We start from the raw sequence: 23,452 nt of genomic DNA, 5'->3' as shown, positions 1-23,452 counted from the left end.
CGACTACACGAATGACCAACAAGCTCGACCAACTGAAAACCATGACCACGGTAGTGGCAGATACCGGCGATATTGGTGCTATTGCCCAATGGCGCCCTGAAGATGCGACCACAAACCCTTCATTGTTGCTGAAAGCGGCGGCTTCGGATGCTTATCGACCAATGCTTGAGCGCGCCGTAGCCATGGCCCGTAAACAGGGTGGCTCCGATGCAGAGCAGTTAACTCTGGCTACGGATATGCTCGCTATTCTGGCAGGCCAGGAAATTCTCAGCTTGATACCAGGGGTGGTTTCTACAGAAGTTGATGCACGTTTGTCATTTGATACCGAGGCCACGCTCAAACGGGCCCGCCGCCTGATAGAGCTATATGATCAGCAAGGCGTAGATACCAACCGGGTTCTGATCAAAATTGCAGCCACCTGGGAGGGCATCCGCGCTGCGGAGATACTTGAACAGGAAGGTATTCGTTGCAACCTTACACTCCTGTTCTCTTTTGTTCAGGCCGCTGCCTGTGCACAGGCCGGCGCCTTTCTGATTTCACCATTTGTTGGTCGCATTCTCGACTGGCACCTCGCAAACAGCGGTCGCGACCACTTCCCTGCGGCCGAAGACCCCGGCGTACTCTCCGTCGCCCGAATTTACAATTACTACAAGGCAAATGGTTACAGCACTGTGGTTATGGGTGCCAGTTTCCGTAATATTGGTGAAATCGAGATGCTCGCCGGCTGCGACCGGCTTACTATCAGCCCAACGCTACTGCAGGAACTGAAGAACGACAATGGCAGCCTGGAGCGCAAGCTTTCAGCCAGCAATGCTTCTTCAACGGACGGTTTCGGGGTTCTGGATGAAAAGCGCTTCCGGTGGGAGTCCAACGAAGATGCTATGGCCACTGAAAAACTGGCAGACGGCATTCGTCGCTTTACCATTGACCAGATTGAATTGGAAAACCGGGTTCGCCAGCTTGCCTCTAAAGCAGCCTGAATCCAGTGTATTTTTAATCCACCCAAATAGCTGCGTCAGATTATGATTGAGAGCCTTAAAAAGCTGTTTAGTGCACCGGAAACGGAGCATCATAAACCCGATGAACATCAGCTCGCGATTGCTGCGACCGCGTTGATGGTTCAGCTTTCACGGGTGGATAGCGAGCAAGATGAGCGAGAACTCCAGGCGATCATTGACTGCGCCATAAGAGCTCATAATCTGACCCGCGAAGAAGCGGAAGACATCCTGCGCACTGCGCTGAATCAGGCAGAGGACGCCACGTCTCTTTACGAGTTTACCGGGCAAATTAACGAGGCGCTGGATCAGGATGCCAAGCAATCACTGCTGGAGAACATCTGGCATGTTGCCCTTGCTGATGATCGCATCGACAAATACGAAGAACACCTTATTCGCCGTATCGCTGACTTACTGCATCTTAATCACCGGGAATTCATGCAGGCACGGCACCGGGCGGAGAGCGCACGCTCTTAGCCTGAACACCACTTAGGAGACAGCATGCTAGCCATACTTCACCCCAATACGCCTCTGGATAGCGACGCCTATCGGCAGACAATGCAATATCTGGAACACCTGCCAGGCGTGACCGTGCGGGTACATGAGATTCAGGGCGTCAGCCAGCGGTTGACAGAAATATACCTGTTGGGCGATACCAAGCCGCTGGATAAAGAAGATATCGAAGCCCTACCAGCTGTTGAGCGTGCTATCCGAATTTCCGAGGACTACCGGATTCTTGGCCGCCACCGGGACGACAACCGACAAACAGGTTTCAGCTACAACGGTGTCGACTTCAACCAGTCGAATCTTAATATTTTCGCAGGGCTCTGCGCCGTCGACATTCCAGAACACGTTGAGATGATGCTGAAAGCTCTGGAAGAAAATGGCCAGGTGTGCACCCGCATGGGTGCCTACAAGCCGCGGACCAACCCGTATTCGTTCCAGGGGCATGGCAAGGGCTGTCTGCCTTGGGTATTTGAAAAAGCCGGCAAACACGGCATCAAAGTGGTGGCCATGGAAATCACCCATGAAAGCCACATTGAAGAAATTGATACTTGCCTTGAAAAGCTCGGACGGCCCACGGGCGTCATGCTTCAGGTAGGCACCCGGAACACCCAGAACTTCGAATTACTGAAAGCCATTGGCCGGCAAAGCACTTATCCGGTTCTGCTCAAGCGCGGCTTTGGCATTACCCTGAACGAGTCCCTGAATGCTGCGGAATATCTCGCCAGTGAAGGCAATGCAAACGTTATTTTCTGTTTGCGCGGCATGAAAACCGAAGCCGGCCAGCCGCACCGCAACATGGTGGATTTCGCCCATGTGCCCGCGGTCAAGCGGCTCACGCGCATGCCGGTCTGTGTCGACCCGTCCCATTCTGTGGGCACCCGGGAAAAAGCCCCGGACGGCATCCTCGATGTCATGCACGCGACGGCCCAAGGCGTGGTTGCAGGGGCCAACATGGTGCTCGTGGACTTCCACCCGAAACCGGAGAAAGCCCTGGTCGACGGGCCTCAGGCACTGCTTATGAACGAACTGCCTGCCTACCTTGAAGATATACATCTGTGCCACGACACCTGGAAAAAGCGCCAGGCCATTTACCAACGTTTAAAAGGTAACGCACCGGAATGATCGTCTACGGACACCGGGGGGCTAAAGGTGAGGCCCCCGAAAACACCCTGCCCGGATTCAGGCACGCCTACCGGCAGGGTGTAAGGCATTTTGAGCTGGATTTAGTACTTTCCAAAGATGGGAAGCCGGTATTGGTGCATGATCTGACAGTCGACCGTACCACCGACCAGAAAGGCGAAGTAGCCCAATATACCGCTGCAGAACTTGCCGCAATGGACGCTCGCAATAACACAAGCCCATGGCCCTCCCCAGCGGGTATCCCTTCGCTTGAAGATTTGTTGGATCAGTTTCAGGATCTTGAACATCTGCAGCTTGAAGTAAAGTCAGACAGTCGCGCAAGGCTGAATATCCTCTGCAATCGGCTAACCGAGATCATTCAACACCGGAATCTCTACCAAACGGCTGCGATAACCTCGGCAGACACCTGGTTTCTGAAGGAAATTCGCAGAAGGAACAAGCGCATTCGCACGGGGCTGGTAGCAGAGCGGCGCTTTCCCAGGCCAATTGGGCTAGCTGCAAGGTTGGGCTGCGAATATTTATGCATCAACTGGAAGCTGTGCTCACCACAACTCGTGGAAAATGCACGTCGCAGAGAAATGCACGTATCCTGCTGGACCGTAAATAGCATCCAGGACATGCTTCGGCTCGAAGCGATGGGCATAGACAGCGTTATCACAGATTACCCAACAAGCACACGCATGTTCTTCGATAACCGCGCACGCTCTTCCCTGTCGCTACCTGAACGCAATGAAAACAAGCAGGCGGATAATATAGTATTACCCGCCGACTGATTCTGAACCGGTCAGAAGATCCGGTTCAGACCATTCAACGCCGCCACCCGATAGGCTTCTGCCATGGTCGGGTAATTAAAGGTGGTGTTGATAAAGTAGTTCAGTGAGTTGGCCTCACCTTCCTGATTCATGATGGCCTGGCCGATGTGGACAATCTCGGCAGCCTGGTCGCCAAAGCAGTGTATACCCAGAATTTGTCGGGTTTCACGGTGGAACAGGATTTTCAGCATCCCCACAGCTTCACCAGTAATCTGCGCCCGGGCAAGATCCTTGAAGAAAGCCTGGCCAACTTCATAAGGCACTTTGGCTTCCGTCAATTCACGCTCGGTTTTACCCACAGAGCTGATTTCGGGAATCGTATAGATGCCCGTTGGCACATCCGTCACAAACCGGAAATAGTCATCATTAACGATGTCTGAAGAAGCAGAACGGCCCTGATCATACGCTGCACTTGCAAGGCTTGGCCAACCAATCACGTCGCCTGCTGCATAGATGTTATCCACCTCGGTTCGGTAGTGTTCATCTACTGCCAACTGGCCCCGACTATTTGGCGTTAAGCCAATGTTCTCAAGCCCCAGGCTATCAGTGTTGCCACTTCGGCCGTTACACCAGAGAAATGCATCTGCGCGGATTTTCTTACCCGATTTCAGCGAAAGAACCACACCGTGGTCGTCACCATCAACAGAGTCGTATTCCTCATTGTGGCGCACCAGAACACCGTTATTGCGGAGGTGATAGCTCAGCGCATCGGAGATTTCGTCATCGAGGAACGACAACAAACGGCTACCCGGGTTGATCAGGTCAACCTTCACACCCAGGCCCGCGAAGATAGATGCGTATTCAGAGCCAATAACACCGGCGCCATAAATAATCAGCGTGCGAGGTGTATGGGAAAGATTAAGAATGGTGTCTGAGTTGTATATCCGGTGATGGCGGAAGTCCAAATCGGGCGGCAAATACGGGCGCGAGCCAGTAGCAATAACAACCTGTTTGAAATGCAGGGTTTCGACCGACTTGTTACCGCGAACTTCCAGCCGGTTCTTGTCCAGAAACGATGCGCGCCCATTGATCAAATCTACCCGGTTACGGGAATAGAACTGGGTTCTGAGCTTTACCTGCTTACCAATTACCTTCTGTGCACTTTGCAGTACCCGGGGAAATGAGAACCAGCGAGGCTCACCGATGTCCCGGAACATCTGGTTGGTGTTGAAGGTAATGATCTGCTTGACCGAGTGACGCAAAGCCTTGGAAGGAATCGTACCCCAATGGGTGCAGTTGCCTCCCACTGTAGGCTTGTCTTCAACGATAGCAACACGCTTGCCATGCTTCGTCGCATTCATTGCCGCACCTTCACCTGAAGGTCCCGCACCGATAACGACGACGTCGTAATGATGTTCTGCCATGCGCGCAGTGACTCCTTATCTACGTCGTGAAAAGTAGTTGTAATTATTCAAACTCTGCAGGCGGCTGCTACTTCCGGCCAGCCTTGGAAGCATCGTAAGCCAGGTCATCCGCCGCTACCGCTTCAGACGCCACACGCTGGTTTTCTTCCTCACACTTTTGGGTGTTGCCACCGCAAATATCACAGGATGAACTGATCCCAAGTGCGCCAATACCGCCGCAAGTACCGCTGATTGGCTTGCGCCCGAAAATAACACCAACGGACATACCGGCCACCAGCAAAACCACTATTAACAAAACCAAAAGAAAGGTACCCATGTTGCCCTCCCCTTACTGAGTAACGTAGGAAGAAAACGCCGGAGTCTGGTGGGACTCAAATCCGCTTTCTGTCCGGATAATAAAATAGGCAGGAATATTCTCCCGCGTTGCGAGCGCACTTGCCCGCGCATACCCCATCACTGTGAAACCGGTGGCCAGCGCATCTGCAGTCATGCTGTCTTCAGCAATCACCGTAACAGAAGCCAGGTTATGCGAAATCGGCTGTCCAGTTTCAGGGTCTATTGTATGGGATAAACGACGCCCTTCCGATTCGTAATAGTTACGATAGTCACCGGAAGTTGCCATCGCCTTTGAAGGCAGAGTAACAATACGGTTTACGGTATGCCCCTCACCCTCTGCAGGTTGCTCAATGGCAAGCCGCCATACACTGCCATCCGGCTTTTTCCCCTGAGTGCGCACTTCCCCACCTATCTCTACGAGATAAGCCTTTATGCCCTCACTATCAAGGTAACGAGCCACCACGTCTACCCCATAGCCTTTAGCGATGGCAGACAGGTCGATATACTGAGGCGAGGAAGCCCTTACAGCAGGCGGATCTGCCCGCAGCGAAAGGGTTTCAAAACCCGTTGACGCCAGAGCTCGTGCCAATTCCTCGTCAGAAGGAACCTCTACAGGCCGTGCATCGGGCCCGAAGCCCCAAAGATTGACCACTGGCCCGATAGTTATATCGAAGGCACCCTCAGTCAGGCGTGAAATCTCTGCCGACCGGGACAGCACTTCAAAAAGTGGGCCAGATACCGGGGTCCAATCCGATTGATCTTCAAGGCGGTTAAGCTTTGACAGCTCGGAGTCGCCCCTCCAGGTCGACATGGACGCATCAACTCCGTCGAGCGCTTCTTCAATGCCTTGTGCCAATGCTTCAAGCCGCTGGTGATCCTCCGGCAAAACCACACTAATGTGGTAGCTGGTGCCAAACACAGGCCCTGAGATCTCCCAGATTTCTTCATCTGGCTGAAACGAGCAACCCGCCAGGGCCACCAGTACCAGCATCATCATGATGCTGGTAAAGGCCGCCCGGGCGGGTTCAAAGATACTGGATGTCATGTGAAAGGTTTAACCTCCGAAGTCATCCAGCATAATGTTTTCTTCTTCTACACCCATATCCTTCAGCAGCTTGATTACAGATGCGTTCATCATTGGGGGCCCACACATGTAGTACTCACAATCTTCCGGAGCAGGATGGTCCTTCAGATAGTTTTCGTAGAGTACGTTGTGGATAAAGCCCGTTGGGCCTTCCCAGTTGTCCTCAGGCTGTGCGTCTGAAAGAGCAACGTGCCACTCGAAGTTATCGTTCTCTTTGGCAAGCATGTCGAAGTCTTCCACGTAGAACATCTCGCGAACACTGCGAGCGCCGTACCAGAAGCTGATCTTACGCTTGGAGTTCAAACGCTTCAGCTGGTCGAAAATGTGGGAACGCATTGGCGCCATACCGGCACCACCACCAACAAACACCATTTCAGCATCTGTTTTCTTGGCGAAGAACTCACCAAACGGCCCCATTACTGTTACCTTGTCACCCGGCTTGAGGTTGAACACATAGCTGGACATGATGCCCGGCGGGTGATCAGTTCCCGGAGGTGGTGTGGCAATACGGATATTGAACTTGAGAACACCCTTCTCTTCCGGGTAATTTGCCATGGAGTATGCGCGAACAGTATCTTCCCTATTGATGGCCTTGTAGCGCCAGATGTCGTGCTTATCCCAATCACCATGGAATTCCTTCTCGATATCGAAATCCTTGAAGTCGATTTCGTAAGGAGCACACTCCAGCTGTACATAACCACCGGCACGGAAGTCAACTTCCTCGCCTTCCGGCAACTTGAGCACCAGCTCTTTGATGAAGGTGGCAACGTTATGGTTGGAGACAACCTCGCACTCCCACTTCTTGACGCCGAAAAACTCTTCCGGCACTTCAATCTTCATATCCTGCTTAACCGGAACCTGACACGACAAGCGCCAACCTTCTTTTTCTTCACGGTTAGTGAAGTGGGTCTTCTCAGTAGCGAGCATCGCGCCGCCGCCTTCAAGAACCTTACACTTGCACTGTGCACAGGTACCGCCGCCACCGCAGGCAGACGACAGGAAAATCCCACTGCCCGCCAAGGTGCCCAGTAGTTTGTCACCGGCTTCCGTTTTCACGGTATGTTCCGGATCGTCATTGATTTCGATAGTCACTTCACCGGTGCTTACCAGTTTGGATCTTGCCGCGAGGATAATCGCGACAAGCGCCAGAACGATAACGGTGAACATGACCACGCCGAGTATTATTTCTGTATACATGGTCTCGCCTTTTCGTTAAACCGAATCACCGGGTGAATTACAGGGAAATCCCTGAGAAGGACATAAAGCCAAGGGACATCAAACCAACAGTAATGAAGGTGATGCCCAGGCCACGGAGCCCGTCTGGAACGTCGCTGTACTTCAGCTTTTCACGGATACCTGCCAGAGCAACGATGGCCAAAGCCCAGCCCACACCCGCACCAAAGCCATAAACCACACTTTCGCTGAACGTATAATCACGCTCTACCATGAACAGTGCAGCACCCATGATGGCGCAGTTCACCGTAATCAACGGCAGGAACACGCCCAATGCGGAGTAAAGTGCCGGGATGTATTTATCCAGAATCATTTCCATGATCTGAACGATGGCCGCGATAACACCGATGTAGGTGATCAATCCAAGGAAGCTCAGATCCACATCAGGCAAGCCAGCCCAGGACAACGCGCCCTCACGCAGGATGTTGTTGTAGATCAGGTTGTTAGCTGGAACTGTCAGGGTGAGAACCACCACCACAGCAATACCAAGTCCTGTCGCCGCTTCAATCTTCTTGGAAATGGCAAGGAACGTACACATGCCCAGGAAGAACGCGAGTGCCATGTTCTCAATGAAAACGGCTTTGAGGAGCAGACTGATATAGTGTTCCATCAGAAGGCCTCCTTATGGGTGTGGCGGGACATTTTGTAGTCCTCTTCTTCAACTTGCTCCGGCATCCAGGTACGCAACCCCCAGATAGCCAGGCCAATGATAAAGAAGGCACTTGGCGGCAACAGAAGCAGGCCGTTGGTGATGTACCAGCCGCCTTCGTTAACCGGCGTCAGCAGAGTTACGCCAAAGAGCGAACCTGCACCCAGCAATTCACGGAAAAATGCCACAAACAACAGCATGATCGAATAGCCCATGCCGTTACCGACACCGTCGAGGAAACTCAACCAGGGGCCATTTTTCATGGCGAAGCCTTCGGCACGACCCATAACGATACAGTTGGTGATGATCAGGCCAACGAATACCGACAGCTGCTTACTGATCTCGTAGGCATAGGCCTTCAGGATCTGATCCACCACAATAACCAGAGAGGCAATAATGGTCATCTGAACGATGATCCGGATGCTGCCCGGAATCTGAGTACGAACCAGCGATACAGCCAGGTTGGAAAATGCAGTAACCGCAATAACCGACAGGCACATAACAATGGTTACGTTCATGCTGGTAGTTACGGCAAGCGCAGAACAGATACCAAGGATCTGCAGCCCGATGGGGTTGTTACTGAATATCGGTTCGAAAAGAACCTGTTTGGCGGTCATTTCAGACATGATCAGGCCTCCCCTTCACGAAGTTTCTTGAGGAACGGTGCGTAACCCCGGTCACCCATCCAGTAATTGACCAAGTGCTCAACGCCGCGACTGGTCAGTGTTGCACCGGAAAGCGCATCAACCTTGTGCTCTTTATCGGCTGCGTTGGCGCTTACGCCACCCTTCATCAGGCGGATCTGTGGCTCGGTTTTATCCTCACCGTAAAGCTCTTTGCCAACCCACTGGGATTTCCAGCGCGGGTTATCCACTTCACCGCCCAAACCAGGTGTTTCTGCATGGGCGTAGAAGCCAAGGCCTTCAATAGTGTTCAGATCGCCTTCAAGAGACACAAAGCCATACAGTGTAGACCAGAGGCCATAGCCGTGAATCGGCAATACCACTCGCTTCATTTCCCCGTTTTCGCTCAAGGTGTATACCTTGGCAATGTTAGGGCGACGCTTGATACCAGCCTTGTCTTCAGACGACGGAATCTTGGTTGACATCTTTGGGTCTGAGGCGGCTTTGTACATGTCGTATTTCATTGGATCATTTACATCCACGAAAGACGGCTCTACATAATCACCGGTATCCAGATCGACCAGGCGCACATCAAACTGGGAGAAAACGCTTTCGATTTCATCGGCGCTTGCTCCACTTGGTAGCATACCCGCCGCCGCCAGAATATTGGTCTTGATGTCCAGATTCTGGTTCTTGATCTGGGCTGGGCGAAGCATTACCGCAGCGGTTGATACCACTACGGAGAACACGATACTCAGTACCAGAGCGACAAGCAGCGTTCTGGAGACAGTTTCTTTAGGCTTAGCCACGAGCGAGCCTCCGTTTAACGTTTGCCTGAACCACATAGTGATCCATCAGCGGCGCGAAAAGGTTGGCGAACAGTATCGCCAGCATAATGCCTTCCGGGAACGCCGGGTTAACAACCCGAATCAGAATGGTCATCACACCTACCAGAATACCGAAGCACCAGCGGCCGGTGTTGGTCATGGCGGCTGAAACAGGGTCGGTTGCCATAAACATCATGCCGAAGGCAAAGCCACCCATTACAAGGTGCCAGTGAGCTGGAACCGAGAACATGGGGTTGGTTTCGGAGCCGATAACGTTCATGAGAACAGCTGTGCCGATCATGCCAATCAACACACCACCAACAATTCGGTAGCTTGCAATGCGCATCGCGACAAGTGCCAAACCACCAATCATCACGGCGATGGTAGACGTTTCACCCATTGAGCCCTGAATGTTGCCAACAAAGGCATTCATCCAGCCAATGTTTGCTTCCAGCGCTTCCAGGCCACCACTTGCAGCCCAGCTCAGTGCAGTTGCGCCACTGAAACCATCAACAGCCGTCCACACGGTGTCGCCAGAGATTTGCGCAGGATAGGCAAAGTACAGGAAGGCACGACCGGTCAGTGCCGGGTTGAGGAAGTTTTTGCCAGTACCGCCAAACACTTCCTTACCAATCACAACACCGAAGGTAATACCCAAGGCTACCTGCCAAAGAGGAATCGAGGGCGGGCAGATCAGTGCAAACAGGATAGAGGTTACAAAGAAGCCTTCGTTTACTTCGTGACGACGCACGGTAGCAAACAGCACTTCCCAGAAACCACCAACGATAAAGGTCACCGCGTAAACCGGAATGAAGTAGGCCATTCCATATACGAAGTTATCCCAAATGCCGGCACCCGCTCCGGTTACTGCAAGAGCCTGGATAAAGGCAGTGCGCAATCCGCCGTCGGCGATCAGCGCATCAGGATTGGAAGCCAGGAAGTTGTTGGCCTGGAAACCAATATTCCACATGCCGAAGAACATTGCCGGGAAGGCGCACAACCAAACGGTGATCATTATGCGCTTCAGGTCTACACCATCGCGCACGTGTGAGGTTGTACCCGTTACTGAGCTGGGCGTATAGAAAATAGTATCGGCTGCTTCGTACAGAGCATACCAGCGCTCGTACTTGCCACCCTGTTCAAAGTGATGCTCGATTCCATCGAGAAACTGTCTGATAGACATTGTGTTAGCCCTCGATTTCGATTCGGGTCAGATTCTCGCGGAGAATCGGACCGTATTCATATTTACCCGGGCACACAAAGGTGCACAGCGCCAGATCTTCTTCTTCCAACTCCAGAGCGCCGAGCTTCTGAGCCATTTCCGTATCGCCTACAATCAGTGCACGCAACAACTGAGTCGGCAAAATATCCAGGGGCATCACCCTCTCGTAGGAACCCACTGGAACCATGGCACGCTCACTACCGTTAGTAGTGGTTGTGAAGTCAAACTTCTTGCCACCCAGAAACTTGGAGAGGTAGATGTTAAGAACCGAGAACTTGTTGGCGCCCGGGGTCAACCAGCCAAGGAAATGCCGCTTGCGGCCTTCCTCGAGCAGGGATACCTGGTTTGCGAAGCGGCCAAGATAGGCAACAGGGCCGTCTCCACGACGTCCGCCAAATACAGAGCCGGAAATCGCGCGGACTTCACAACCGGTAGGTGTTTCGCCATCAACAAGTTCCGCAAGGCTTGCGCCAATACGAGTACGCACCAAACGCGGCTTCAATGCCTTGGGGCCGCCAAGAGCAACGACGCGGCTAACATTCAGCTCACCGGTGGTGAACAAGAGGCCGATATCGATCACGTCCTGGTAGTTAACTGCCCAGACCGTCTTGGTGGCAGAAACCGGATCAAGGTGATGAATATGGGTACCAACATTGCCAGCTGGGTGTATGCCATCAAACTGCTGAACGTCGATCTGATCTGATTTGGGAACAGAAACATTGGAGCCAGGCCGGCCAGTGACAAACACTTTGCCCGAAGTCAGGCGGCTCAGAATGGTCAGGCCGTTTTCGAAGGCCGCTGCATTCTCGGCGATCACCACCGTGGGATCTGCAGCCAACGGGTTGGTGTCCATAACGGAGACAAAAATAGAGTGAGGTGCGGAATCGATTGCTGGCACCTTGCTGTAAGGGCGCGTTTTCAGGGCCGCCCACAAGCCGGACTCAACCAGATTGTCGACCACCTGCTGACGCTCAAGACCCGCAAGGTCCGCAGCTTTGAAGCTGGCAAAGGTCTCAGCCTCATCGCCATCAATCTCGATGACAATTGACTGGAATACCCGTCGCTCACCGCGATTGAGTTCTTTCACCACACCAGCAGCAGGTGATGTATAACGAACGCCTTCGGTCTTCTTGTCCGTGAACAGCAGCGTACCGCGCTTGACACGATCTCCTTCTTTAACAGCCATCGTCGGCTTCATGCCGATGTAGTCGAAACCAATTAACGCCACATGGCGAATTGGCTTACCGTCTGTAATGGTCTGTTCGGGAGCGCCGCTGATGGGAAGATCCAGGCCTTTTTTGATCTTAATCATTAGCCTCATCCAATCATCAGAAACTATTTTGTGGATTCGTATTGCCTGACACCAGCGGCCCAGAACAAGTTGAGAAACAGGGAGCCAGACATACCCAAATTCGCGCCAATTATAGAGTTTAAGGCAAGCTATTTCCACCTGAAACGAGAACGGGTTTGTACGGGATTGTAAACCCACAGCAACCCGCCATCGTTAACAAAAAAACCCGGCGACTTTCGACACCGGGCTCGTGGAACTGTCAACGCCAACTCAGACGCCTTCCATCAGTCGCGTGAGCGTTTCGGAAAGATGGGGTAGTTAATACCCGCCATCTGATTAACCACGCGGATTACCTGAGCACTATAACCAAACTCGTTATCGTACCAAACGTACAGAATCAAGCGCTTACCCCCGGCAATCGTGGCCTGGGCATCAACAATACCGGCATGCCGCGAGCCAACAAAGTCGGTCGATACAACTTCCGGCGAGTTCACGAAATCGATTTGCTTCTGCAGCTCTGAGTGCAAAGCCATCTCACGCAGATAGTCGTTTACCGTTTCCACATCAACCTCTTTCTTGAGATTGAGGTTCAAAATTGCCATGGATACGTTCGGGGTAGGAACACGAATCGCGTTACCGGTGAGCTTGCCTTTCAGCTCAGGAAGAGCCTTGGAAACCGCTTTTGCAGCGCCTGTCTCGGTAATTACCATGTTCAGTGCAGCACTGCGGCCACGGCGGCTGCCTTTATGGTAGTTATCAATCAGGTTCTGGTCGTTGGTGTAGGAGTGAACAGTCTCAACGTGGCCATCTTCAATGCCGTACTCGTCGTAGATCGCTTTCAGCACCGGGGTAATGGCGTTGGTGGTGCAGGAAGCCGCCGACAGAATCTTGTCTTCGTCGGTAATCCAGTCGTTATTGATGCCGTAAACAATATTCTTGATGTCGCCCTTACCTGGCGCCGTCAAAATGACGCGACTAACGCCCTTGGACTTGAGGTGCAAACCAAGACCTTCTTCATCACGCCAAATACCAGTGTTATCCACAACAATGGCGTTATTGATGCCATGCTGGGTGTAATCCACCTGATCTGGACCGTTTGAGTAGATAACTTTGATGAAGTTGCCGTTGGCAATCAGTGCAGACTGCTCTGCATCAACGCGAATGGTGCCATTGAAGGGACCATGGACGGAATCACGACGCAGAAGGCTGGCACGCTTTTCAAGATCGTTCTCGGCACCGCCTTGACGGACCACAATGGCACGCAAACGAAGGTTATTACCGCCACCTGCCTTTTCAATCAGAATGCGGGCAAGCAGGCGACCGATACGGCCAAAGCCGTATAGCACAACATCTTTGGTGCCATTACTGGCGTCTTCTTCCGATTGCGCAGAATACTGACCAGCCACTGATCCAATTTCATTTTGCAAAAATTCGGCCAGATCACCGCCCTGCTCTTTAAACTTTACAGCCAGCTTGCCAATATCAACGTGCGCACGCCCAAGTTCCATCTGATCCATAATCTGCAGGATGGGCAAGGTATCGTTTACAGATAGCTCGTTATTTTCTACCTGACGCACATATCTGTGGGCGCGGATAATATCAATAACTGACTGGTTGATAATGGCGCGACCATATACCGAGGTAACAACGTTGTTCTTGCGGTAAAGGCGACCGATCAGCGGAATCATAGCTTCCGCCTTGGATTCTCTGTCCATCCAGTTGGATAGGCACTGGTTCGTCTGTTCGTGGCTCACGGTAGGGACCCCTGTTTCACACGTGGAATAATTCAGGTCGGGCATTATCCAACTTAAACAGGCTAACGGCAAATACGAACTGGCACGAACCTCTTAGACTTACCGCCATGACACTGGCATCTAGCGGCGTTAGAATAGCCGCCTCACCGGCTCCCCAACCCCCACAGCAGGAGAACACGACTGCCCATGAATCAAGGTGCCCCGACTTCCGCTTCGCCGCAAACACTGATTGCGCCGTCATTCCCTGAAAAACCGGCCGATCATCGCACCTGGGGGCAATTGCATGGCAGCAGCAGCGCTCTTGCTATCTGTGAGAGCGCCAGGGCACACAAGGGGCTTACCTTGGTCATCACCCGCAGTACGGCCGAAGCTATCCGGCTGGAGCAATCCATGCGTTTCTTTCTGGGTTTGCCACCGGAGGAAGACGGCGCCACGGTGACAGAGGACGGCCTGGAGTTGCTGTCTCTGCCTGATTGGGAAACCCTGCCCTACGATCTGTTTTCACCGCATCAGGATATAACGTCACGGCGTATTCGCACCCTGCACCGCCTGCCAAGCACGCAGCACGGGCTTATTGTGGTGCCTGCCCGAACTCTGATGCACCGACTGCCACCTGTCAGCTACCTGCAGGGCAACACACTGTTACTGGAAACCGGACAGTCCCTGGATCTGGACAACTGGCGCCTCCAACTGGCTACTGCGGGCTATCGACATGCCGAAAATGTTTACGAGCATGGTGAGTACGCCGTTCGCGGCTCGATTCTAGATATATTCCCCATGGGCTCCAATCTGCCCTACCGGATCGACCTGTTCGATAACGAAGTCGAAACACTCCGCACCTTTGATCCGGAAACCCAGCGTTCCATTGACCGGATTGAACGCATCGAGCTTCTGCCTGCCTATGAGTTCCCATGGCACAAAGAAGCCCGCTCTGCATTCCGTGGCCGCTGGTTCGAGCAGTTCCCGAATGCAGACAAAGAGTCCCCCGTTTACCAGGACGTGAGCAACGGCATCACACCGCCGGGCATCGAATACTATTTGCCGCTGTTTTTCGACCAAACAGCCACCCTGTTCGATTACCTGCCGACCACCACACAGGTGTTTACTGCTGAAGGGCTGAACGAAGCGGTTAGTCACTTTGATTCGGAAACCCGCAATCGCTACGAGGAGCGCCGGCACGACAGGCATCGCCCGATCCTTCCGCCTGGCAAGCTGTTTTTGCTGACTGATGAACTGTTTGGCCACCTCAAAGCCTTCCCGCGGGTAACCATGACCCCGGAAGTGGCGGAAGGCAGTGGCGCCGTCAATTGCCACAGCGAAGCGCTACCGGAAATCGCCATGAATGCGCGAGCGGCGGACCCTGCCGGCCGCCTGAAGCGTTTCATCAAGGACTTCGCCGGGCGAGTGTTGATTTGCGCCGAATCATCCGGGCGACGCGAAGCCTTGATAGATAACCTGGGAGAGCACCAACTGCGACTGCAAGCCTTTGAAAGCTGGCAGGACTTCCTGGCCGATAAGAAATCCACCCTGGGCATCACCGTCGCTCCGATGGAACAAGGACTGGTACTGCCTGAGCAGCATCTTGCGCTGATCACCGAAACGGCCCTGTTCGGCGAACGAGTACTACAACGTCGCCGCCGGGACAAACCGACAGAAGCGAATGACGACGGCTACCGTGACCTGTCGGAACTACGCACCGGCGCTCCGGTTGTACACATTGATCACGGCGTTGGCCGCTACCTTGGCCTTGAAACCATTACAGTTGAAGGGGAAGCCAGCGAATTTCTGATGCTCGAATACGCTGGCGGCTCAAAGCTTTATGTACCAGTATCCAGCCTGCACCTGATATCCCGCTACGCTGGAGCAGATGCAGAGCATGCCCCACTGCACAAACTGGGCACTGAGCGCTGGAGCACAGCCAAACAGAAAGCCCTCGAAAAAATCCGTGACACGGCAGCAGAGCTTCTGGATGTATACGCTCGGCGCGAAGCCCGTAAAGGCTTCGCCTTTGAAGATCCGAAAGAAGCCTACCGCGCGTTTGCAGCCGGCTTCCCTTTTGAGGAAACACCGGATCAGCAGATGGCCATCGAAGCTGTCTTCGAAGACATGACCAATGAAAAGCCCATGGACAGACTGGTGTGTGGAGATGTCGGCTTCGGCAAAACCGAAGTCGCCATGCGCGCGGCTTTCATGGCCACCTGGTCTGGAAAGCAGGTGGCGGTGCTGGTACCCACAACCCTGCTGGCCCAACAGCACTATGATTCATTCCGCGACCGCTTCTCCGACACCCCGGTCACTGTTGAATTGCTGAGCCGTTTCCGCAGCGCAACCCAAACCAACAAAGCCATGGAAGCCATTGAGAATGGAAAGGCCGATATTGTCATAGGCACCCACAAACTGCTTCAGGGCGACATCAAGTTCAAGAATCTTGGGCTGGTGATTATTGATGAAGAGCACCGCTTCGGCGTAGGGCAGAAAGAAAAGCTAAAAGCGCTTCGCGCCGAAGTGGACATGCTGAACCTTACAGCAACACCCATTCCCAGAACCCTTAACATGGCCATGGGGCACTTGCGTGACCTGTCTATCATTGCCACCCCGCCCGCACGGCGCCTGTCAGTGAAAACCTTTGTGCGCCAGCGCGACGACGCCATGGTTAAGGAGGCGATCCTGCGCGAAGTTCTCCGGGGTGGCCAGGTTTATGTTCTGCACAACGATGTGTCCAGCATTGAAAAAACCGCCGAGGATTTACGGCGCCTGGTCCCGGAGGCCCGAGTGGGTGTTGCCCATGGCCAGATGCGAGAGAGACAACTCGAAAACATCATGTCGGATTTTTACCACAAGCGCTTCAACGTGCTGGTCTGCACCACCATTATCGAGACCGGCATCGACATTCCCAGCGCCAACACCATTATTATTGAGCGGGCAGATAAATTCGGCCTGGCACAGCTGCACCAGCTCCGTGGCCGGGTTGGCCGCTCTCACCACCAAGCCTACGCTTACCTGCTGACCCCGCCACCAAAAGCTATAAGTGCGGATGCCAAAAAGCGACTGGAAGCCATTTCCGAAGCCCAGGATCTTGGCGCCGGCTTTATGCTGGCAACTCACGACCTGGAGATTCGCGGTGCGGGCGAGTTGCTGGGCGATGAGCAGAGCGGTCAAATAGAGAGCATTGGCTTCACATTGTATATGCAGCTGCTGGACGAAGCCGTGAAAGCTATTCGGGAAGGCCGCACACCCAATGCCGAACTGCCCTTGAGCCACGGCACGGAGATGAACCTGCGCATACCCGCACTGATTCCGGAAGATTATTTGCCTGATGTTCATAACCGGCTCATGCTCTACAAGCGCATTGCCAGCGTGAAAGACCGCGATGGATTAAAAGAACTTCAGGTTGAGATGATTGATCGCTTCGGATTATTACCGGAACCGGCAAAAAACCTGATACGACAAACCGAGCTACGGCTCCAGGCCGAAGCGCTGGGCATAGTGAAGGTAGACGCTGGCAAGGAGTGGGCTCGCCTTGAGTTTGGCAACTCTACCCCCGTAGACCCGCTTGTGCTGATTAAGAAAATGCAATCCGCGCCGGACGCCTATCGCCTTGAAGGTGCCAACAGCTTCCGTTTTCGGCTGAAGGACACCTCAACCAGTGGTAAACTCGACGGCATTTCCGCAATGTTGGGCGAACTACTGCCCGCAAAAAACGCGGCGACCGCCTGATTATTGCCTGGATACACAGGCTTGAACAAAACTGGAGCATTCTCTTGCAGACTGATGGTAACCGCTTGTGCCGGCTTTGGGCACACACACTACTGACGGCCGTTCTGGCAGCCATTTCACTGGCAAGCCATGCCCAGCAAACGCCCAACGACTATTACCGGGCCGAGTTTGTGATTCTGGAACGCATCATCGAACCAGGTGCAGTAAATGAGCACATGGCAACACGCAAAGCAGATGCACCGGTGGAAACCACTAAAACTCTTTACAGTGTGGGCTCTGGCGGTGCCACCACCTCCTCCCTGAAACTCGTTAACCGCAACGAATTGCACTTGGGAAATGCAGCAAACCGGCTAGAAAGAAGCGGGCATTATCGCGTGCTCATGTCAGCAGGCTGGTATGAAGCGTTCCCGCCAGACTACAAAGGCCAACCGTTGCGCGTTGAGATAGGAGACTGGCTGGAACAGGCCGGCCAGAGAGCAATTGAAGGGCATATTACCATCGACAGGCAGCGCTATCTGCACGTTGCGGTTCATTTGAACCATTGGCAGCAAGGGAAAATTGCCGCCTCTGCAACCAAGGCGGTCAACACCGGCGAACCCCAAAGCGTGAACAGCTTGCCAGAGGGCGCGGGAACGGACGCCATGCCGGTTGCGACAGGCACAGGCCTGGCGCTTCAGCCTGAAGTACCACTGGAACTGCTTACATGGATACGCGAAACCCGCAGGATGCGAAGCGAGGAAATCCACTTTCTGGATTCCCCCACCATCGGCGTTCTGGTGTTCTTCAAGAAGATTGAGGCAACACCTTAAGCTTACCGAGGCCGGCCATCGAGACTTCAAGAATGCGTCTGACGCCAGACATTCCCTGATCGATGGCCGCTTCAATCTCGGCCATGGTAATAATCTGCTCTGTCTTCCCGGCAGCCCAGTTAACCACCAGGCCCAGGCACACATAGCGCATGCCCAGCTCAGCGGCCAACGCGGCTTCAGGCATACCGGTCATTCCAACCAGATCACACCCATCCCGCTCCATGCGCCGTATTTCAGCGGCTGTTTCCAGCCTTGGGCCCTGGGTTGCACCATAAACACCAAAGCCGGCAAACGGCACACCGTGCACCTTTGCCGCTTGCATAATTATATTCCGGGCTTCCTGATCGTATGGCCAGGTGAAGTCGATGTGAGTTACCTGCTCCAGATCACCCTCAAAAAAGGTCCCTGCCCTGCCCCAGGTGTAATCGATAATCTGGTCAGGGATGACCACGCAGGCAGGCCCCATATCCGGATGTATCCCGCCGACCGCATTTACGCCGATAACCGTGCGCACACCCGCATCGTATAGTGCCTTTATGTTGGCCCGGTAGTTCACTTGATGGGGCGGTATCCTGTGAGGGTTACCGTGTCTGGATAAAAATACCACCGGCTGACCATCAAGGTGCCCATCAGTCAGCACAGATGAAGGTGACCCCCAAGGCGTCTCACGCGTGCGTGTTCCGGTGATTTCCAGGCCCGAAAGAGTTGTCAGGCCTGTACCACCAATAATACCGACTACTCCACCACCGTCAGACATCAGTCTCCATCTCCTGCATCAAGGGATTGCTCGCCCACATCACCGGCCTGGGTATCGTGGCGGCGATTGCGATCACGCCTGCTACTGTCCTGGTTGCGGGATACACGCTGTGCGTCGCCTTTTTCAGTGCGCGCATCCTCACTCTCAGATTGCGCATCCCGATCTTTGCTCTGCCCGGGCAGCCTGCCTTCATCACCAAAATGGATGGTTTGAGTCGGGAAGGCCACCTGGCCACCATGGCTCTCGATTACGTCGCTGATTTTCAGGAGCACATCTTGCTTGACTTCGTGGAAACGAACCCACTGGGTCGTTTTGGTAAAAGCGTACACCATGATATCCAGAGACGAATGGCTAAACGCCAGAAAATTAACAATCAACGTTTGTTTACCGTCAATATCCTCGTGCTTTTCAAGCATTGAGCGGATATCTGAAACAATGGTAGCCATCTGGCTGACATCGGCATAACGGATACCAATGGTCTCGGAAATACGCCGGTTGGTCATTCGCGAGGGGTTTTCTACTGCGATGGTTGTAAAAGTTGCATTGGGGACATACAGGGGGCGCTTATCAAACGTCCGGATAGTGGTTACCCTCCAGCCGATGTGTTCAACCGTGCCCTCGATTTTACGATCGGGAGAGCGAATCCAGTCGCCTACCTTGAACGGTCTGTCGAGATGAACAATGAACCCCCCGAAGAAGTTTGCCAACAGATCCTTGGCCGCAAAGCCCACAGCAATACCACCCACCCCACCAAAAGCAAGCACACCTGAAAGACTATAACCCAAAGACTGCAAGCTGATCAGCACAGCCGTAATAATGACAACAGCTCGGGAAAGCTTACTGATAGCGTTAACCGTGGTGTAATCCATCGGCTTTTTCATTTTTACCGGAGAGACAACGATGTTCTCCAGCTCTTTGATCATTCTGAGCAACGCCCAGACAAAAATGAAAATGAAGCCAACCTGCAGCAGGATTCCGTTGGCCTTGAATATCTCTGCGGATGAGTAGTGATGCGCCACCTCCGCAGCCCAATAGATTCCCTGCAGCCATACAAATGCCACTACCGGTGCACGGGTGGCATGCAACAGGGCGTCATCCCAGATGTTGTTGGTTTTGGAGAACCTGCTTTCCAGTGCTCCAATAATATGGCTGGCAACATAGGCAATCGTAGCCGTACCGAACACCAGCGCGAACACCACAATGCTCACGCGCCATGCCTCAGACAGGACACCAAAGTTCGCGATCCAGCCATTAAGCGTGGACATCATTTCTCCGATCATCGGAATCCTCTAATCAATCTTGTTAATTCGGGTTCAGCGGATAGTAACTGGCATGCCCGTGTGGGCATAGCCAAACAGCTCAATGACATCCGCGTTGCGCATACGGACACAGCCATGAGACAACGCCAATCCCATTGGCTCTGTATCCGGGGTGCCATGTATGTATATAAAGCGGCGAAAGGTATCGACACCAGCACCACGATTCCTGCCTGACTCCAGGCCACAAAGCCAGAGAATGCGGCTCAGTATCCAGTCTCTGCCAGGGTTGGCAGCCGCTAACTCGGCGCTGTAGATTTCCCCTGTAGGGCGGCGGGCACGAAATACTGTATCTTGAGGCAGCCCGGCACCAATCATGGCGCGGATGTAGTGCTCCCCTCTCGGAGTGCAACCGCTGCCATCCCGCTCACCCGCACCATTAAGGGCAGTAGACACCGGGTAACAGGCAATGGCGACACCGCGCTCATCACGCAGCGTAAGCGTCTGGTCGTCCAGGCAGATGTCAATCGAACAGGCACTGCGGTTGTGGTGGCTCACAACGATATTGGCTCCCTCTGGAATTCAGAGGGAAGCCTAACCGAGAGGGTGCAGCTCAGGCAACCGGGATCTTGTTTTCAACCCGGGGAGTCAGCAGGGTATCCTGAGCTTGCATGCCGGCGGCAAGGAAGGGCACCAGGCGCGCAGCAATCTCCTGAACCGTAGTGTCCACACCCAGTTTGTTACGCAGGATGTCCTGTAACGCATCGCTACTGGACATGGTAAAGGCCGTCGCACCCAGCATAAACTGAATACGCCAGTATCGATCTACAGCAGAAAGCTGTGGGGTTGCTTCTTTGAGAAGCCGCATGAAACGGCTGAAGGGCTCACTGTATTCCTGCTCCAGGAATTTGCGCAAATGCCCTTGCGACTGGGTATAGGCCAGCCCAAGCAGACGCATAAAGATTGAAATACCCTTTTCATTGCGCTGAGGCATGCGTACGGCACTTTCTGTGAGAACCCACAGAGTTTGATTCAGGGTTGGTGGCTTGCCGTCGCAACGCAATTCCAGCTCATCAAATGCCTTTTCAAGCGTTGCAGAGAATGGGGTAAGAAAGCGTCCAAAAACCGCATGTATAAGTGCGTTTTTTGAGCCAAAGTGGTAATTAACAGCGGCAAGGTTTACTTTTGCCTTGCTGGTAATCATACGCAGGGACGTCTCTGAAAAACCACGCTCAGCGAACAGCTCTTCTGCAGCATCCAGAATTCGGTCAACAGTATCTGACTGGGCCATTTTGTTTTCAGTGCCTCTAGCAAACGTCTGTTTGAAACATACGTTTGAAGCACATTTATGTCAAGTTCTGTCCTCGGGCTGTGCCACGGCTGCCTGCCAACCTTCGTCTATTGCCTCCTGGTTGCCCTCCAAAAATGCAGCCTGAACCCGGCTATACGCCTTCTCCGCTTCAAGCAGATAAATCAGGTAGAGCCTCACATGCTCACGACGGGACAGAGCCCGAGGTAGCGCTTTTTGTTCCGACAGACGCAAAAGGTTGCTGAATCGTGTGTTTTTCAGAACGGGGTTATAGTCCGCCATGCGGGCACACTGCCAGATCAATCCCTCTTTGCCTTCAAGGTGTTCTGCGTGCTTTCGCGCATCCCGCATCAGGCGCTGGCGCTTGAGCAGCAAATCCAGATAGGAAGGCGCAGATGTATAAACGCGACGAACCACCGGAATACCCAGCAGCACAATAATAATAAAGGCACCAAACCCGCCGCCCGCAACCCACGCAGGCACAATGCCTGTCAACCCGCTGAGAAACACAACTGCAGCCACCAGCGCACTGAAAACCCACAAATCCCGGCTCCGACGCGCCGTTGCAACGCTGAAATTGTCAGGCCAATCATTCATCGCCAGCAACTCAAAATCCATCAGCAGCACGCGATCACACTGGCGCAGCATCAATCTTAGCTTTCGCTGGCGTGATTCCGCCAACATGGGCTTGGTCTGCTCAGGGCTTTCAGCACCAACGTCCGGCTCTTTATCTGCCTGCTCTTCACCCTTTCCTGGTTCTTCTTTTACGCCGCTCCCTGCATCACCACGGCTGACGCTTTTAGAAACACTGGCACTATCTTGCTGAGTATTCTGGTTTGCAGCTAACGCAGCCTTATCCGGCACAGGGTCAGCCGCACGCCCGGGTCTTAATACAGCTCCCTGAGCCGTTCCCGTTCGTACCTCTGCAGCGGTCTGATTCTGAGCCATCGCAATTTTTCCAGTTCGTTAAAGAGCCTCCCTCTGGCGGCAGGTCTTATTAGAGGGTATCGACAGCACCCGATATATCTTGAGCCGCACATTTGGCAGGCGAAACGCTCAGCGAAAACACTCAAGCTTGGCAACAGCAATCTCGGTCGTTATCCTTCCCCTCCTATGCCGCACTCTGCTCCCCAATGAGGTCTGCTATGTTCACAGGTATTGTTCAAGGTATTGCTGTTGTGGAAGACGTTACCGCAGCAACCGGGCTAAGCACCTTCGCTATCCGCTTGCCGGATAACAGCACAGAAGGGGTCACCATTGGTGCCTCTGTCGCAATCAACGGCACTTGTCTCACAGTTACCAAACAAACCGGAAACACGCTGTTTTTTGATGCCATGCAGGAAACTCTCAGGCTGACAACGCTCGGCAACCTGGCGCCAGGGCAATCGGTTAATTTTGAACGGGCAGCGCGTATCGGGGATGAGATCGGGGGCCACCTGCTTTCGGGGCACATACATACAACAGCCAAAGTTGTTGAGATTCTGCGGCCGGAAAACAATGTAACCCTATGGTTTGAAGTTCCGACTCAATGGGCGCGCTACATTTTCCCGAAAGGCTATATCGCCATCAACGGCGCCAGCCTGACCATTGGCGAGGTAGACGGCAATCGGTTCAACGTTCACCTGATACCTGAAACCCTGAGGGCCACAACCTTTGGTGACATAGAAGAAGGCATGACGGTCAATATCGAGATCGACAGCCAGACACAAACCATCGTGGATACGCTGGCGCGCCTGGGTTATGACCGACCAGCTTCACCCCGGTAAA

The 23,452-nt window shown here is 53.5% G+C and carries 22 protein-coding genes; 7 read left to right on the top strand and 15 right to left on the bottom strand.

Features of this window, described 5'->3' with window-relative positions; all coding sequences use genetic code 11:
• Positions 1 to 11: 11 nt before the first annotated feature.
• The 4 genes from tal to RKA07_RS05830 are packed head-to-tail and all read left to right on the top strand — an operon-like array spanning position 12 to position 3,415.
• Positions 12 to 980, top strand: coding sequence for a transaldolase (tal, locus tag RKA07_RS05845; protein ID WP_310965843.1), 969 nt, complete (start codon positions 12 to 14; stop codon positions 978 to 980).
• 42 nt (positions 981 to 1,022) lie between these two features.
• On the top strand, positions 1,023 to 1,472 hold the full coding sequence (locus tag RKA07_RS05840; protein WP_200369245.1) for a tellurite resistance TerB family protein: 450 nt from the start codon (positions 1,023 to 1,025) through the stop codon (positions 1,470 to 1,472).
• Positions 1,473 to 1,496: 24 nt separating this feature from the next.
• Positions 1,497 to 2,624 (top strand): 3-deoxy-7-phosphoheptulonate synthase, encoded by a 1,128-nt coding sequence (locus tag RKA07_RS05835; RefSeq protein WP_200369244.1) that lies wholly within the window; start codon positions 1,497 to 1,499, stop codon positions 2,622 to 2,624.
• Positions 2,621 to 3,415 carry a glycerophosphodiester phosphodiesterase gene (locus tag RKA07_RS05830; RefSeq protein WP_200369243.1) on the top strand — a complete coding sequence of 265 codons (795 nt, stop codon included), beginning with the start codon at positions 2,621 to 2,623 and terminating at the stop codon, positions 3,413 to 3,415. Before RKA07_RS05835 ends, RKA07_RS05830 begins: the two co-directional genes overlap by 4 nt.
• 11 nt (positions 3,416 to 3,426) lie before the next feature.
• Here RKA07_RS05830 and sthA read toward each other — a convergent pair whose 3' ends face one another.
• The 10 genes from sthA to RKA07_RS05780 form a co-directional block, all read right to left on the bottom strand.
• Positions 3,427 to 4,818: a Si-specific NAD(P)(+) transhydrogenase gene (gene sthA / locus RKA07_RS05825; RefSeq protein ID WP_200369242.1), complete on the bottom strand. Its 1,392-nt coding sequence runs from the start codon at positions 4,816 to 4,818 to the stop codon at positions 3,427 to 3,429.
• A 67-nt stretch (positions 4,819 to 4,885) separates the two neighbouring features.
• Positions 4,886 to 5,134 carry a (Na+)-NQR maturation NqrM gene (nqrM, locus tag RKA07_RS05820; RefSeq protein WP_200369241.1) on the bottom strand — a complete coding sequence of 83 codons (249 nt, stop codon included), beginning with the start codon at positions 5,132 to 5,134 and terminating at the stop codon, positions 4,886 to 4,888.
• Positions 5,135 to 5,146: 12 nt separating this feature from the next.
• Positions 5,147 to 6,199 carry an FAD:protein FMN transferase gene (locus RKA07_RS05815; protein WP_310965841.1) on the bottom strand — a complete coding sequence of 351 codons (1,053 nt, stop codon included), beginning with the start codon at positions 6,197 to 6,199 and terminating at the stop codon, positions 5,147 to 5,149.
• Positions 6,200 to 6,208: 9 nt separating this feature from the next.
• Complete coding sequence (gene nqrF / locus RKA07_RS05810; RefSeq protein WP_200369239.1) at positions 6,209 to 7,435, bottom strand: NADH:ubiquinone reductase (Na(+)-transporting) subunit F; 1,227 nt, start codon at positions 7,433 to 7,435, stop codon at positions 6,209 to 6,211.
• Positions 7,436 to 7,472: 37 nt separating this feature from the next.
• Positions 7,473 to 8,081 carry an NADH:ubiquinone reductase (Na(+)-transporting) subunit E gene (gene nqrE, locus RKA07_RS05805; protein WP_200369238.1) on the bottom strand — a complete coding sequence of 203 codons (609 nt, stop codon included), beginning with the start codon at positions 8,079 to 8,081 and terminating at the stop codon, positions 7,473 to 7,475.
• Entirely contained in the window at positions 8,081 to 8,746 is a 666-nt protein-coding gene (locus tag RKA07_RS05800; RefSeq protein ID WP_200369237.1) for an NADH:ubiquinone reductase (Na(+)-transporting) subunit D, read from the bottom strand. The genes nqrE and RKA07_RS05800 overlap by 1 nt, the downstream gene beginning before the upstream one ends.
• A 2-nt stretch (positions 8,747 to 8,748) precedes the next feature.
• Positions 8,749 to 9,552 (bottom strand): Na(+)-translocating NADH-quinone reductase subunit C, encoded by an 804-nt coding sequence (locus RKA07_RS05795; protein WP_200369236.1) that lies wholly within the window; start codon positions 9,550 to 9,552, stop codon positions 8,749 to 8,751.
• On the bottom strand, positions 9,545 to 10,753 hold the full coding sequence (locus tag RKA07_RS05790) for an NADH:ubiquinone reductase (Na(+)-transporting) subunit B (protein ID WP_200201106.1): 1,209 nt from the start codon (positions 10,751 to 10,753) through the stop codon (positions 9,545 to 9,547). Before RKA07_RS05790 ends, RKA07_RS05795 begins: the two co-directional genes overlap by 8 nt.
• Before the next feature lie 4 nt (positions 10,754 to 10,757).
• Positions 10,758 to 12,104 carry a Na(+)-translocating NADH-quinone reductase subunit A gene (locus RKA07_RS05785; RefSeq protein WP_310965840.1) on the bottom strand — a complete coding sequence of 449 codons (1,347 nt, stop codon included), beginning with the start codon at positions 12,102 to 12,104 and terminating at the stop codon, positions 10,758 to 10,760.
• Positions 12,105 to 12,367: 263 nt separating this feature from the next.
• On the bottom strand, positions 12,368 to 13,837 hold the full coding sequence (locus tag RKA07_RS05780) for a glyceraldehyde-3-phosphate dehydrogenase (RefSeq protein WP_435404609.1): 1,470 nt from the start codon (positions 13,835 to 13,837) through the stop codon (positions 12,368 to 12,370).
• 186 nt (positions 13,838 to 14,023) lie between these two features.
• Here RKA07_RS05780 and mfd point away from each other — a divergent pair, with 186 nt between their 5' ends.
• Together mfd and RKA07_RS05770 are read left to right on the top strand one after the other, a co-directional pair.
• The gene (mfd, locus tag RKA07_RS05775; protein WP_200369233.1) at positions 14,024 to 17,554 is read left to right on the top strand and encodes a transcription-repair coupling factor; all 3,531 of its coding nucleotides are present in this window, start codon (positions 14,024 to 14,026) and stop codon (positions 17,552 to 17,554) included.
• A 44-nt stretch (positions 17,555 to 17,598) separates the two neighbouring features.
• Positions 17,599 to 18,363, top strand: coding sequence for a CsiV family protein (locus RKA07_RS05770; RefSeq protein ID WP_310965838.1), 765 nt, complete (start codon positions 17,599 to 17,601; stop codon positions 18,361 to 18,363).
• Here RKA07_RS05770 and RKA07_RS05765 read toward each other — a convergent pair.
• The 5 genes from RKA07_RS05765 to RKA07_RS05745 are packed head-to-tail and all read right to left on the bottom strand — an operon-like array spanning position 18,338 to position 22,633.
• Entirely contained in the window at positions 18,338 to 19,120 is a 783-nt protein-coding gene (locus RKA07_RS05765; protein ID WP_310965837.1) for an S-methyl-5'-thioinosine phosphorylase, read from the bottom strand. The genes RKA07_RS05770 and RKA07_RS05765 overlap by 26 nt on opposite strands.
• Positions 19,120 to 20,400, bottom strand: a complete 1,281-nt coding sequence (locus tag RKA07_RS05760) for a mechanosensitive ion channel family protein (protein ID WP_200369230.1) — start codon at positions 20,398 to 20,400, stop codon at positions 19,120 to 19,122. The genes RKA07_RS05765 and RKA07_RS05760 overlap by 1 nt, the downstream gene beginning before the upstream one ends.
• 33 nt (positions 20,401 to 20,433) lie before the next feature.
• Positions 20,434 to 20,934 carry a L,D-transpeptidase family protein gene (locus RKA07_RS05755; RefSeq protein ID WP_417538504.1) on the bottom strand — a complete coding sequence of 167 codons (501 nt, stop codon included), beginning with the start codon at positions 20,932 to 20,934 and terminating at the stop codon, positions 20,434 to 20,436.
• Positions 20,935 to 20,989: 55 nt separating this feature from the next.
• Complete coding sequence (locus tag RKA07_RS05750) at positions 20,990 to 21,667, bottom strand: TetR/AcrR family transcriptional regulator (protein WP_200369228.1); 678 nt, start codon at positions 21,665 to 21,667, stop codon at positions 20,990 to 20,992.
• 60 nt (positions 21,668 to 21,727) lie between these two features.
• Positions 21,728 to 22,633, bottom strand: a complete 906-nt coding sequence (locus RKA07_RS05745; protein ID WP_310965836.1) for a hypothetical protein — start codon at positions 22,631 to 22,633, stop codon at positions 21,728 to 21,730.
• 197 nt (positions 22,634 to 22,830) lie between these two features.
• On the opposite strand from RKA07_RS05745, the gene RKA07_RS05740 reads away from it, so the two are divergent.
• Positions 22,831 to 23,451 carry a riboflavin synthase subunit alpha gene (locus tag RKA07_RS05740; protein WP_200369226.1) on the top strand — a complete coding sequence of 207 codons (621 nt, stop codon included), beginning with the start codon at positions 22,831 to 22,833 and terminating at the stop codon, positions 23,449 to 23,451.
• The last annotated feature ends 1 nt before the right edge of the window (position 23,452 follow it).

The organism is Marinobacter xiaoshiensis (assembly GCF_031631795.1).
GTDB lineage: Bacteria > Pseudomonadota > Gammaproteobacteria > Pseudomonadales > Oleiphilaceae > Marinobacter > Marinobacter xiaoshiensis.
The sequence above is the reverse complement of the archived record's forward strand: the minus strand, read 5'-3'. Positions and strand labels throughout refer to the sequence as shown.